Below are 13818 nucleotides of genomic sequence, written 5' to 3'. Positions count from 1 at the left end.
CTGCCTGACGTTTGGGTCTCGGCTCGGGCGGGCGAAGGTCGTCGAGAATCGGCCAGTGGTCGATTTTGCTCCGTCTGGGGTCGAGTATCGGCCACTGCCCCGTGTACAGCGCCCAGCGTCGGTTGCGTCGTGACCAAATCGTTAGATTTCGTCCATCCGGGAGCCTTGCCACCACAGAATGTTCCCGGTAACATCATCTTCACAACGCAACAACGCGTTCCCCAGCAACACCGCCCGTGCTGCAGCCTCCAGCGAAGAGCAGGCTCCGCCGCCCGGGGTATCTCGAGGAGGAGATCAATGTCCATCAAGCGTCGGTTCGCTCAGTCAATTGGCGTTCTCGCCGTCAGCGCACTTGCCCTCGGCCTGACCGCGTGCGGCGGTGGTGACACGCCGGGAGCCAGCGAGAGCGCGGGAGGCGACAGCGGTGAACTCACCACTGTCGGCTTCGTCGCCGTCGGCCCCGAAGGCGCGTGGCGCAAGGCCAACGAGCAGAACATCCAAGACACGTTCACCAAGGAGGCCGGCTTCGACCTGAAGTACGCACCCGCGGCCAAGCTCGACCAGAAGTCGCAGATCGACGCCTTCACGTCGTTCGTGGACGAGGAAGTCGACATCATCCTGCTGTCGGCCACCGAAGGCTCGGGTTGGGAAGACTCGCTCAAGCGGGCCCAGGAGGCCGAGATCCCGGTCGTCCTGATCGACCGCGGCATCGAGCCGGACAACACCGACCTCTACGTCACCCGCATCGCCCCCGACAACATCGAGGTCTCCACGTCGGTCGCCAACTGGGCGATCTCCACGTTCCCTGACGGTGGCAACTACTTCGTGCTAGAAGGCCCGGCCGGCGTCTCCGTGGTCAACGAGCGCAACGAGGGCTGGAACGAGGTCATCTCGGCCAACGACAAGTTCACGAGCCTCGGCTCCCAGACCGCCAACTGGTCGACCGAAGAGGCCAAGAGCGTCTTCGAGACGGTCCTCAAGTCGAACAACAACGACGTCCAGCTCGTCTTCGCGCAGAACGACGAGATGGGGCTGGGCGCGGTTCAGGCTGTTGAAGAGGCGGGGCTGACCCCGGGCGTGGACGTCAAGATCGCCACGATCGACGGCACCAAGGCCGCCCTCGAGTCCCTCGCCGCAGGCAACCTCAGCTTCGTCGCCGAGTACAACCCGCTCTTCGGTGAGACCGCCCTTGACGTCGTGAACAAGACCCTCGCGGGCGAAGAGGTCGATTCCTACATCATCGTCCCGAGCGAAACCTTCGATTCGCCCGAGGCCGCCGAAGCGGCTTTGCCGAACCGCCAGTTCTGATCCAAGGCGAAACCCGCCCACGGTGAGCGGGGTCGCAGGACCCCGCTCACCACCCAGCGCGTGGCGACGGCCACGCAATCACCAATAGCAGGGAGACCAAGCGATGATGGAGTCGCTTCCGCTTGTCGAGATGCAGGACATCTCGATTAGCTTTCCCGGCGTCAAGGCACTCGATGGCGTGAACTTCCGGTTGCTTCCGGGCGAGGTTCACACCCTGATGGGTGAGAACGGCGCAGGAAAGTCGACATTGATCAAGGCGCTGACCGGCGTCTACAAGATCGATGAGGGTCGGATCCTCATCAACGGCCAGGACCTTCACCTGGCCGGTACCGCCGATGCGCAGGCCGCGGGCATCTCGACGGTGTATCAGGAGGTCAACCTGTGCACCAACCTGAGCATCGGCGAGAACGTGATGCTCGGCCACGAGGTCAAGAGCGCGCTCGGCATCAACTGGAAAGCCAGCCATGAGAAGGCGCGGGAGGCGCTCGGCAAGCTGGGGCTCGGTCACCTGAATCCGAAGGCGCCGCTCAAGTCGCTTTCGCTCGCGATGCAGCAACTGGTGGCGATCAGCCGTTCAATGGTGACCAACGCAAAGGTCCTGATCCTCGACGAGCCGACCTCCAGCCTCGACGCTGTGGAGGTCGAACAACTCTTCACCGTAATCCGGCGACTGCGTGATGAAGGCGTCGCCATCCTCTTCGTTTCCCACTTCCTCGACCAGGTTTACGCGATCAGCGACCGGCTCACGGTCCTGCGCAACGGAGCGTTCGTGGGGGAGTACCTGACCCGTGACCTTGACCGGACCGCACTCATCGCCAAGATGATCGGCAAGGACATCGCCGCGTTGCAGAACCTCGACTCCGGTCGGGAGGAGCGCGCGGACAACCATGGTGAGGTCGTCTACTCCGCCAAGCAGATCAGCCGCAAGGGCGCCATCGAACCGGTCGACCTCGAGCTGCGCCGCGGCGAGATCGTTGGCTTCGCCGGCCTGCTTGGGTCCGGCCGAACCGAGCTTGCGCGCCTGGTCTACGGCGCCGACAAGGCCGAGACCGGTGGCGTCACTGTCGACGGGGTCAAGGCTGAGATCAAGGCACCGGCTTCTGGGCTCAAGCACCGCATCGCGTTTTCGAGCGAGAACCGTCGCGACGAGGGCATCATCCGTGACCTGACCGTCCGGGAGAACATCATCCTCGGAGTGCAGGCCAAGAGGGGCTGGCACCGTCCGCTCCCACGCAAGGAGGTCGATGAACTCGTCGCCAAGTACATTGCGGAACTCAACGTCCGCCCCGCCGACCCGGACAAGCCCATCAGGAACCTGTCGGGTGGAAACCAGCAGAAGGTGCTGCTGGGACGCTGGCTCGCCACGTCGCCCGAGATCCTGATTCTCGACGAACCGACCCGCGGGATCGACATCGGCGCGAAGGCCGAGATTCAGGAACGCGTCCTGGAACTGGCCGCCGAAGGGGTCAGCGTGGTGTTCATCTCCTCCGAACTGGAGGAGGTGGTGCGCCTGAGCGACCGGATCGTGGTGCTCAAGGATCATCGTAAGATCGCCGAGTTGGTCAACGGTCCCGAGGTCACGGCCGAGTCCATCGTCAACATCATCGCGCAAGACGGCGTCGAAGACGCCAAGGAGGCGGCCGAAGGCGTCGCATCCCAGCCTGAGGAGGTTCTCCAATGAGCGGCACGGGCAACGGTGGCGTGATCGCCAACCTGTTTCGTCGCCAGTATGTCTGGGGGATAGTCGCCATCGTCATCCTCCTGATCGTCAACTCGGTCAAGGACCCCAGGTATCTCGCGCTCAGCTTCAACCCAAACAATGGGGCGCTAGTCGGCAACGTCATCGACATCCTGCGGGCCGCGGCCCCGATCATGATGATCGCCATCGGTATGTGCCTGGTCATCGCCACCAGCGGCATCGACCTCTCGGTCGGCTCCGTGATGGTGGTGGCGGGCGCAGTCTCGATGCAGTTCCTATCCACAGCCCCGAACACGCCGGGGGCAGCGTTCACGGCGCTGGCACTCGCGCTGGGCGTCAGCCTTCTGCTTGGCCTGTTCAACGGGTTCATGGTCTCGGTGGTGGGGCTGCAACCGTTCATCTCGACACTCGTGATGATGATGGCCGGACGCGGAATCGCCAAGGTCATCACCGGCGGCCAGAACACCGCCGCCACCAACGACACCTTCCGATGGATCGCAAACGGCTACGTTTTCGGGCTCCCCGTGGTGTTCCTGATCGCGATCGCGATAGTCATCCTCCTCGGGCTCCTGGTGCGCCGCAGCGCGCTCGGCCTGATGATCGAGGCCATCGGCATGGACCCGATGGCGGCACGCATGGCAGGCGTGAACCGCCGCGGCCTGCTGCTGTCGGTTTACACGATCAGCGCCTTGATGGCCGGAATCGCGGGAATCTTCGCCACCGCAAGCGTCATGACGGTGGACATCTCCCGAACCGGTGACCAGCTCGAGATGGACGCCATCCTCGCCGTCGTGATCGGTGGCACCTCCCTTGCCGGAGGCAAGTTCAACATCACTGGTGCCACGATCGGCGCGCTGCTCATCGCGACGCTCGACAAGACCGTCGTGTTCCTCGGTGTGTCGTCCTCGGCCACACCCGCATTCAAGGCCATCGTGATCGTCGCGCTGTGCCTGCTGCAGTCCGAGCGGGTCCGCAGCGCCTTCAAGCGTAGAAGGTCGACCCCCGTCGCACCGACGAAGAAGGAGGAGGTGGCCGCAGCATGAGCGTCGCTACCCAGACCCCAGACCAGGTGAAGCCGCCACTCGCCGAACGCCTGAGGCTCCGACTCGACTTCCTTCCGACCGTGGCAGCCGTCGTCATCTTCGTCGGCATGATCATCTACGGTGAGGCCGCATACGGCCGCGTCGTCCAGATGAACACGATCTCCAACCTGTTCATCAACAACTCCCACCTGATCATCCTCGCAGTGGGCCTGACGTTCGTGATCCTCACCGGAGGCATCGACCTCTCAGTTGGGGCCGTGATCGCCTTCACCTCCGTGTCGGGCGTCATGTTGATCAACGCGGGTTGGAACGCCTGGCTCGTGGTCGCCGTGATGATCGCCACCGGTGGCCTGTTCGGGCTGTTTTCCGGGGTGCTGATCCAGTACTTCAATGTGCAGCCCTTCATCGCCACCTTGTCGATGATGTTCCTGGCGAGAGGCCTGGCCTCGATGCTTAGCACCGTTCCCGAGCGGCTCCCGGAGGACTCGTCGATCCTGGTGCTCGCCACCCAGATCAAGCTGATCGATGGGCCCAAAGTCAACGACCTCGTGATCACACCCGGCGTCATCATCGCCATCCTCGTGGTGGCCGTCGGCTGGTTCATCCTCCACAGGACGCGCACCGGTCGCACCGTCTACGCCATCGGCGGCTCCGAACCATCGGCGGCCTTGATGGGCCTGCCGGTGCACGCGACCAAGATGTGGGTCTACGTGATCAGCGGCCTCCTGGCGGGGCTCGCAGCCGTCGTCTACACCACGAGGCTCGGCATCGCGCAGAACATCACCGGTGTCGGCTGGGAACTCGACGCGATCGCCGCAACGGTGATCGGTGGCACGCTGCTGACCGGCGGGGTCGGGTTCGTGCTCGGCTCGGTGGTTGGTGCGCTGGTGCTCGGCCTGATGAACGTGTTGATCACCCGCGACGGGGGTGTGCCTCCCGAGGCGACCACGATCATCACCGGCGGGATCCTGCTGATCTTCGTCCTCCTGCAGCGGGCGGTGCTCGCGAAACAGAGAGACTGATCCTCGGCGGGTCGATAGAGACGTGTCGGGGGTGGAGCGGGCGGCTCCACCCCCGGCGCTTTTTGTGTCTCAAGCGGCCTGTTCGCGGAAGATCTCGGTGAACCGGCTGCCCGCGGCGAGGAGTTCGTCGTAGCTCTACCCCGTGTTCTGCAACCCTGCCGAGACGCCGGAAACCGACAGCAGCAGGAGGTGCTCCCAATCGGAGCCGGCGGCATCCGGGGAGTCGGAGCGCAGCACCCGCAATGCACGCAGTTGCAGCAGCGACAACACGTCGACGTAAGGACTGCGAAGGTGGACCGCCGTGTGGAGTTCTGGGCGGTTGTCCAGGAGCTCGGAGCCGCCGACGATGTGGTTCAGCCAAGAACGGGTGAGTTCCATCTCACTCAGGACAAGCTCGGTGAGGTCTGGCCGGTCGCCGAGATCCAGGTACTGCCTTGCGATTCGCGGGTCGGCCTTGGCCAGGCTCATGGCGACGTTGTCGATGACGGTGCGCAGCAGCGGCCATTCCTCGTAGGCACGGCTCAGTAGGTCGACGTCGCCGACTGCCGCCAGGGCGCTGCCCAGGCCGAACCAACCCGCCAGGTTGATCCTGGCCTGCGACCACGAGAACACCCAGGGGATCGCGCGCAGGTCCTCGAGTGACTCGACGGAGAGGCCCCGACGGGCAGGCCGCGAGCCGAGCTGCAGCCGACCGATCTCCTCCATCGGCGTGACCGTGGCGAACCAGGGGGCGAACCCGTCGGCCTTGACCAGCGAGTCGAACCGGGCCCGGGATGCCGCCGTCAACTGCGCGGCGACCTCGGCGTACTTCTCCGCGGCGGCGACATTTCGGCTCTCGATCGACGGCGCGGCGGCAAGCAGGGTGGCGGCCGCCACCTGGTCGATGTGACGCATCGCGATCGTGGGGTCGCCGTAGCGCGCGAAGATCACCTCCCCCTGCTCTGTCAGCTTGAACCGCCCGTCGACCGAGTGCGGTGGCTGCGCGAGGATCGCCGTGTTCGTCGGCCCTCCGCCGCGCCCGAGGGTGCCGCCCCTGCCGTGGAAGAGCGTGAGCTCGTAGCCGTTGTCGCGCGCCCATTCGGTGATCTGGACCTGCGCGTCATACAGCGCGAGGTTGGCGGCTACCGGGCCGACATCCTTTGACGAGTCGGAATAGCCCAGCATCACTTCGAGCTTTCCGCCGGTCTGGGCCAACCGCGCCGCGAAGGCAGGGTGTTTCACGGCTTCGGCGAGGATCCCCCTTGCCGCCCTCAGGTCGTCGAAGGTCTCGAATAGAGGTATCACGTCTAGGACAGGGTCTGCACCGGAGAACTCTGCGAGCCGGTACACGGTGGCCAGGTCCTCGGCCGACCGCGTGAAGGACACGATGTAGCGACCGGCCGCCCGCTGGCCGTACTTGCGTTGGGTCTGGGCGACGGCGTGGAACACATCTAGCACCTCCGAGGTCTGCTGCGACCTCGGCCCCCCGCTGACGCATTCCTCCAACGCCTTGGCGTGGACCGCCGAGTGCTGGCGCACCTCCAGGTCAGCCAGGTGGAATCCGAAGGTCTCCACCTGCCAGATCAGCGTCTGCAGGGTGCCGAACGCCTGGCGCATGGCTCCCGCGGCGCGCAGCGAATCCTGCACGACGTGAAGGTCGGCGATCAGGGCATCGGGGTCGCTGTACGCCAGATCTGCGTTGCGTGTCCTGGTCGCCGCGATCCGGCGCGTGATCAGCACCAGAGTCTGCTTGTGTGGCTCGTTGGGGGCGCTGACGGTGGATGCCGCCGCGATCGACTCGTCTGCCAACGACAGGCTACGACGGAGCGCGATCAGCTCCGACGACGGCGGCGTCGCGTCCGAGTCGAGCGTGCTGGAGCGTGCGAGCGCCGTAGCGGTGTGCTCCAAGCCGAGCAGCACGTGCTCGGAGGCGATCGCTGCCGCCTTGATCGTCACCGACGCCGTGACCGAGGGGTTGCCGTCCCGGTCACCGCCGACCCAGGTGCCGAGCCGCACGAACGGGCGAACCAGCGGGGCTCTCCTGCCCGAGTCATCCGGCTGCAGCGCGTCGTCGACATAGCGGTACATGCGCGGCAGCGTCGTGTAGAGGGTTTCGTCGAAGATCGTCATCAACGAGCGGACCTCGTCCTCAGGTGCCGGTCGGGTGGCCCGCAGCGGGGCGGTGCGCCAGAGGGTGTCGATCTCTTCGAGCAGCCGACGATGGATGCGGCGCCCAGCGGCCGGGTCCGCCCCGACGACCGTGCGCTCGTCCAGCAAGGCTGCCAGCCGCCGGATGCTTGAGGCGACCGCGCGGCGCCGCGCCTCCGTCGGATGCGCGGTGAAGACGGGGTGGAACCGGAGCCCGCTCAGCCGTTGCCGGGCGGCGTCCTCCCCGAGTTCTGCCGCCAGTTGTGAGAATGCACCCGGGATGGTGTCGCCCGGCTCATCAGGGTCGGCCGCCCCCGCACGCACAATCCGGATCCGTTGGCACTCCTCGGCGAGGTTGACCAGATGGAAATAGACGGTGAAGGCGCGAGCCACCTCGTCGGCGCGCTCGACAGTGAAGGAATCCGCGATCTCGATCGCCTTGGCAAATGCCTCTGCCGACGGGTCCTGATGCGCCGTGATCGTCGCCTGTCTGAGCGCCTCCACGTCGTCGAACAAGCCGCTCGACCCGCTTTCGCTCAGCACCTGTCCCAGCAGGGTGGTCAGCAGGCGGACGTCGGCGCGCAGCTGAGCAGGCAGCGGGCTCGCCTCCGTGGAGGGGGCGCCGGCTCGGGTCGTGTCGGTCTCAGGCATGCGCCAAACCATACCGGGGCCTCGTCCCGGCCCGACGGATGAGCAGCCTGCGCTGAGACCCTGGCATCGTTCACGACCCGGTCGGGTTCCGACTCGGAAGCCGCGCGGCGCCGTCAGGTTCAACGCATGAGAAGGAACAACGACAGGTCGTTGCAACGGCCATAGGCACGCCTGCATATATTGGGGCCATGCGTATCGCCCAGCTGGCCAACTTCGTGGGCCCCACATCCGGGGGCATGAAGGTGGTCATCGAGACCCTCGGGCAAGGTTACGTCGAGGCGGGTCACACCCGGATCTTCGTCTCGCCCGGGGCCCGCGATGAGGTGACCGAGACCGAGGCGGGGATCCTGGTTTCGGTACGTGCACCGAAGGTCAGCGAGCAGTACAGGATGATCTTCCAACCGTGGCGCGCCCTTGACGTGCTCGACCGGTTCCGTCCCACGAGCATCGAGGTCTCCGACAAGTGGACGCTCTCCCCGGCGGGCCGCTGGGCCGCCAAGCGGAGCGTCGGATCGGTGCTGTTCAGCCATGAGCGACTCTCCGACATGCTCGCGATGTGGGCGCGGCGCTCGTTCGGCGTCGAGACCGTGGTGGGGGCGCTCAACCGGCGCCTCTCCAAGAGCTTCGATTCGGTCGTCGTGACCAGCCGGTTCGCCGCGGATGAGTTCGCCAACACCGGGGCCAACCTGCACCTGGTGCCGCTCGGCGTCGATCTTGGAACATTCAATCCACGGGCGGGCACCCCGGTCGACGACGGCGTGCTCAAGTTCTGCTACGTCGGTCGACTCTCGCACGAGAAGAGCCCGCAACTCGCCGTCGAGACGGTCGTCGAACTCCACCGCAGGGGACACCGGGTAAGGCTCGACCTTTACGGAACCGGGCCTGACAAAGCCGAACTGCAACGGATCGCCGGTGACGCACCGGTCTTCTTCCGGGGCTTCGTGGCCGGCCGCGCCGAGGTGGCCGCCCGGATCGCGGCCGCGGACCTCGCGCTGTCGGTGTGCCCAGCGGAGACCTTCGGGCTGGCCGTGTTGGAGGCGCTGGCCTGCGGGACGCCGGTGGTGACATCAAACCGTGGGGGCGCGCACGAACTGGTCGACGGCACGTCCGGGGCTGCCGGCGACCCAAACGCCGCGTCGCTGGCCGATGCGGTTGAGTCCCTGCTGCCGAGGCTGGACCCCGACCTCCGCGCCGCCGCACGGGCCAGGGCGGAAAGATACCCGTGGCAGAGCACCGTCGACCAGATGCTCGCACTCCACGACGAACTCGCCAATGAGGTGCCCTACCGGTCCCTCAAGGGCTTCGCCCGAAACAACAAGTTGGGTCGACTGAGATGAAACTGCGTTGGACGCTACCGCTGCTGGTGGGCGCCGCTCTCGCCCCCGTCTGGGCGATGGCCCCACCACCAATCCGGACGCTCGTACCCGACACGGTAGACGGGCTCGTCGCAAGGTGCCGGGCCTCGGGCTTGGCTGGTCGCGCGTTGGCCGACGAGGCGATCAGGGTTGTGGCGGAGGCCTACCCGGCGCACTCGCTCTGGCACCTGACGGAGACGCCACACGCATCGCTTCGGGCCCACCGCGGGTGGTCGCATCAGTACAACACCGTGCTTGCCCAGGTGCTGCGCGGGGTGGGGTTCCACACCCGGCTGGTGCATGCGGCCCGGGTCCGCGGATTCGGATACCCGTGGTGGCTTGCCGGGCACAGCTGGGTGAAGGTGACGGTCGACGGTCGTGAACTCGACGCGTGCGCGTCAAGCGCCGACAGCACGGTAGGCAATCCGCCGTTCATTCCCATCACATCGGAGCTGCCGCTGCGCACCGTCACCCGTTGGGGGGTGGGCGCCGCCCTGGTGCCATTCGTGGTGGTTGAGGTGTGGCGGGCCTGGCTGTCGGGTCAGGAGGTCGCGCCGTGGGTCTACGGCGAGAAGCCCGAAGCCGGAGGGGGCGCGCGGGGCGGCGAATCGGTCAGGACTTAGGGGGACGCCCGGTGGAAGCCGCGGAGAAGGGCAACTACATCGCGAGCCTCGACGGCCTGCGGACGATCGCTGTCGGGCTGGTGATCGCCTTCCACCTTGCGGTCCCTGGCCTGGGCGCGGGTTTCGCAGGGGTGGATGTCTTCTTCGTGTTGTCGGGGTACCTGATCACTGCGGGCCTGATCAGCGACTCCAACCGGTTCGGTCGTCCGCGACTCGCCAGATTCTGGCAGCGTCGGTTCCGGAGGCTGCTTCCCGCAGCGAGCCTGCTTCTGCTGGCTGTTCTCGTCCATGCCAGTTTCGCGCTACCTGTCTACCGTCGGGTCGGCGTGTCCGAGGACGCAATGTGGACGGTGATCTACCTGGCCAACTGGCATTTCATGCAGGCCAACACCTACTTCTCCTCCGACGGGATGTCGTCGCCGCTGCTGCACATGTGGTCACTAGCGGTTGAGGAACAGTTCTACTTCGCCTGGCCGTTGGCGATCGCTTTGGCCTGCGTGATCCTCCGGCGAAGATCCAACGTCACCAAGCCATTGGTGATCCTGGCGGGGGTCGCCGCGCTCGCCTCGGTGATCGCCCTGGCGGTGCTCTACGACCCGACGGCGGCCGACAGGGCTTACATGGGCACCGACACCAAGGCCTTCGAGCCACTGATTGGCGCATCGTTGGCGCTGCTGCTGTCCATGCCGCGCGTCCGTCAGGCTGCTGCGGACAGGTACCGGATCCTGGCCACCCTCGGCGCCTTGGTGGCGATTATCACATTGCCATTCCTCGCCGGACCGAGCGGCTTCTATTTCTACGGCGGAGCCCTGTTGCTGAGCCTCGGGGTGGTGGCGGTCATCGCTGCCCTGGTCTGCGGACCGCCGTCGGCTCTTTCCCAGTTCCTCGCATGGGCCCCGATGGCCTATCTTGGTCGGATCTCATACGGCCTCTACCTCTGGCACTGGCCATGGGCCATGTGGATGGGGCTTTCCCATGGGGCGTTCAAGGCGGGCCCGGCGGTCGTCGCCCTGTGCGGGACGGTCGCGACGGCGGTGGTGTCCTACCATTTCGTGGAGCAGCCCATCCGCCACGGTCGCGCAGTTTCAGGCCTGACTGCGCCGCGTTTCGTGGCTGCGGTACTCGGTTCGATGGCGGTCATTCTGGCAGCGGCAGGCACGCTCCGGGCGACCCAAGGCTTCGTGCCGGAGCGGCAGTGGATGGTCGTGACGGGGGATTCGGTCCCTCTGAAGCTGATGAGTTCGCTGGATGCCGCGGCGAAGGAACAAGGCTGGGCGCTCGACAACGCTGCCCGCGGTGGCTGCACCCCGCTGGCAGTTGAACTCCAGGAGTATAGGGAGCCTGATCATGAGGGCCCTGGCGACTGTCGGGCACTCAGCGCCATCCAGGACGATCTGATCGAACGGCATGACCCGGAGATCGTTTTCTGGTGGTCGCGCTACGAGACGCATCAGCGCTGGTTCCAAGGGCGGCTCCTGGTGCCGGAACAGGAAGAGTTCTGGATCGTGCTCGAAGCTGAGGTGCGAGAAAGCGTTGACAGGCTCACGCGGGAGGGCGCGACGTTGTTGATCGCACAACCGGAGCGTCCAGGTATCGGTTTGCTGGCCAAGTGTCCGGTGGGCGATCGGGCTTGCTTCCCGCTCGATGACTACGCGCTCAACCGTGACGAGTATCGTCGCCGCTGGAACCGCATCATCGAGCGGATCGCCGCTGACGATCCGCGCGTGCGCACGTTCCGCATGGACCCGTTGCTGTGCAACGGGCCAGAGCCGACCGAGCCGCGCAAGCCTGCGGCCTGCGATGACCACCAGGGAAACGGACGCCTCCTTCGGGAGGACGGCATTCACGTGACCCTCGACCCGTTCGGTCCACCGACGGCGGAGGCCGTGGTGCGTGAGGTGCTCCGGTCCTACCGGTCCTGACCGGGTGAGCGCGGGGAAGGGGAATGGACCCCAAACAGCTAGAATCGGCCGGGTGCCACCGACCGCAAGCTACGTGCCGAGCCTCGACGGGCTCCGCACGATCGCCGTCGGCCTGGTCATCGCCTTCCATCTGAGCGTGCCACGGCTCGGCCTCGGGTTCGCGGGCGTGGACGTCTTCTTCGTGCTCTCCGGATACCTGATCACGTCGGGTCTGCTCAGGGACACGCAACTCTACGGGCGTCCGCAGTTTGCCAAGTTCTGGCAACGGAGGTTCAAACGCCTGCTGCCGGCCGCGACCCTGGTGCTGCTGGGGGTACTGACGTATGCGACGTTCTTCATCCCGCTGTTTCGCCGCACGGCAGCGTCAGAGGATGTCGCCTGGACGGCGCTCTACCTGGCCAACTGGCACTTCATGGGGTCCAACAGCTACTTCAGTTCGGACGGCACCCCCTCATTGCTGCTGCACATGTGGTCGCTGGCGGTCGAGGAACAGTTCTACTTCATCTGGCCGCTCCTGATCGGGCTGATCGCCTGGCTTCTGGGCCGCTTCGGGGCGCGTAACCGTCTGGTCGCCACGCTGGCGTCGGTGACGGTCGCGATCAGCCTGATCTCGGCTGTGGCGCTCATGGCGCTCTATGACCCAGAGGCTCCCGACCGGGCCTACATGGGCACCGATTCGAAGGCGTTCGAGCCGCTGCTCGGTGCCCTGCTCGCCATCCTGATGTCCGTCGACGGGGTGCGCGCCTGGTTCTCGGCCCACACCCGTTCGACCGCCGCCGTCGGTGCGGCCATGGCGATCGTGGTGCTCCCGTTCCTGGAGGGGCCGAGCAGGCTCTATTTCCAGGGCGGTGCGGTGATCCTCAGTATCGGGGTCGCGCTGGTGATCGGGTCGCTCGCCACCTCGTCGTCGACCGGGATCTCGAAGGTCCTGTCGGTCGCGCCGATGGTCTACTTGGGCAAGATCTCGTACGGGCTCTACATCTGGCATTGGCCGTGGAGCGTGCTGCTGGGCTTGGCCCACCATGATGGGTTCCGGGCGCTGAGGGCTCCGGTCGCGCTCGTCGGGACGCTGATTTGTGCGGTGCTGAGTTACCACTTCGTGGAGGAACCGATCCGCCGTGGTCGGATCTCGAAATGGCTGACGGGGCGTCGGCTGCTCGTGGCGGTCGCCGCGACGATGGCCGTCACGCTCGGCTGGTCCACGGCCCTTCGCATGAGCCCGGCTGTGGCTGAGGGCAAGACGATCGTGGTCGTCGGCGACTCGGTGCCCTTCCGGCTCATGGAATCGCTCGACGAGGCCGCCCGGGCGCAGCAACTCGTGGTCGACAACGCGTCACGGGGCGGCTGCCCACCTCTTTCCATTGAGCTCCAGGAGTACGGCAAACCAGACCACGAAGGCGTGGGCGACTGCACCATGGTCGCGGGTATCCAGGAGGAGAAGCTCAAGGCCGACCAGCCGGACATCGTGTTCTGGTGGTCCCGATATGAGATCCACCAGCGCTGGATCGACGGTCGCGTCGTCGGGCCCGACGAAGAGTTGTTCTGGACCACGCAACGCTCCGACACCGAGGCCACCATCGACCGACTGACGAGTACCGGCGCGATCCTGGTGATAGCCCAGACCGAGCGACCCGGCGGAGGGATGCTCTCCCGGTGTACCGCGGAGGACTGCCACCCGCTCTACGACCTGATGATCAACCACGACGAGCACCGCCGACGCTGGAACGACATGGTTGTCGACATCGCCGCAACCGACGATCGGGTCAGGACCTTCCGGATGGACCCCGTCGTCTGCAACGACGCGGAACCAGCTGAAGCCGTTGCCCCTGCCACCTGCGACGACAGGCAACCGGGGGGGAGGGTGCTGCGCCCGGACGGCAGCCACATCCTGGTCGACCCGTATGGGCGCGAGGTCGCCGACGAGGTGCTGCAGGAGGTACTGACCGCCGCAGGGTGACTGGCTCGGCGCGGTGCTGGTTGGTGGTTTGAGCAGGATTTGCTACTCATTGACGAGAACCGGGCATTGTCTGCTGACGATGCGGGCAGCGTCGGTTTGACTTGCGAATCC

At 66.0% G+C, this 13818-nt stretch carries 9 protein-coding genes; 8 read left to right on the top strand and 1 reads right to left on the bottom strand.

Annotation, left to right across the window (positions count from 1 at the left end):
• Positions 1-297 precede the first annotated feature (297 nt).
• The 4 genes from BUC15_RS17080 (at position 298) to BUC15_RS17065 (ending at position 5072) form a co-directional block, all read left to right on the top strand.
• Complete coding sequence (locus BUC15_RS17080; RefSeq protein ID WP_073190752.1) at positions 298-1308, top strand: ABC transporter substrate-binding protein; 1011 nt, start codon at positions 298-300, stop codon at positions 1306-1308.
• A 103-nt stretch (positions 1309-1411) separates the two neighbouring features.
• A complete protein-coding gene (locus BUC15_RS17075; protein WP_073190749.1) occupies positions 1412-2989 on the top strand; it encodes a sugar ABC transporter ATP-binding protein in 1578 nt (525 codons plus the stop codon).
• The gene (locus BUC15_RS17070; RefSeq protein WP_073190747.1) at positions 2986-4050 is read left to right on the top strand and encodes an ABC transporter permease; all 1065 of its coding nucleotides are present in this window, start codon (positions 2986-2988) and stop codon (positions 4048-4050) included. The genes BUC15_RS17075 and BUC15_RS17070 overlap by 4 nt, the downstream gene beginning before the upstream one ends.
• Complete coding sequence (locus tag BUC15_RS17065; protein WP_073190743.1) at positions 4047-5072, top strand: ABC transporter permease; 1026 nt, start codon at positions 4047-4049, stop codon at positions 5070-5072. Before BUC15_RS17070 ends, BUC15_RS17065 begins: the two co-directional genes overlap by 4 nt.
• A gap of 135 nt (positions 5073-5207) precedes the next feature.
• Here BUC15_RS17065 and BUC15_RS17060 read toward each other — a convergent pair whose 3' ends face one another.
• Positions 5208-7850 carry a phosphoenolpyruvate carboxylase gene (locus BUC15_RS17060; RefSeq protein WP_073190739.1) on the bottom strand — a complete coding sequence of 881 codons (2643 nt, stop codon included), beginning with the start codon at positions 7848-7850 and terminating at the stop codon, positions 5208-5210.
• A gap of 179 nt (positions 7851-8029) precedes the next feature.
• Here BUC15_RS17060 and BUC15_RS17055 point away from each other — a divergent pair, with 179 nt between their 5' ends.
• From BUC15_RS17055 to BUC15_RS17040, 4 genes are read left to right on the top strand one after another with little or no spacing between them, the layout of a single operon-like run.
• Positions 8030-9187, top strand: a complete 1158-nt coding sequence (locus BUC15_RS17055) for a glycosyltransferase (protein WP_139280338.1) — start codon at positions 8030-8032, stop codon at positions 9185-9187.
• Complete coding sequence (locus BUC15_RS20090; protein WP_073190733.1) at positions 9184-9828, top strand: hypothetical protein; 645 nt, start codon at positions 9184-9186, stop codon at positions 9826-9828. The genes BUC15_RS17055 and BUC15_RS20090 overlap by 4 nt, the downstream gene beginning before the upstream one ends.
• Before the next feature lie 11 nt (positions 9829-9839).
• Complete coding sequence (locus BUC15_RS17045; RefSeq protein ID WP_073190731.1) at positions 9840-11750, top strand: acyltransferase family protein; 1911 nt, start codon at positions 9840-9842, stop codon at positions 11748-11750.
• 52 nt (positions 11751-11802) lie between these two features.
• Positions 11803-13707, top strand: coding sequence for an acyltransferase family protein (locus BUC15_RS17040; RefSeq protein ID WP_073190728.1), 1905 nt, complete (start codon positions 11803-11805; stop codon positions 13705-13707).
• The last annotated feature ends 111 nt before the right edge of the window (positions 13708-13818 follow it).

The organism is Tessaracoccus bendigoensis DSM 12906 (assembly GCF_900141915.1).
GTDB lineage: Bacteria > Actinomycetota > Actinomycetes > Propionibacteriales > Propionibacteriaceae > Arachnia > Arachnia bendigoensis.
Note: the sequence above shows the minus strand (reverse complement) of the source record. Positions and strands in the feature narration are given on the sequence as shown.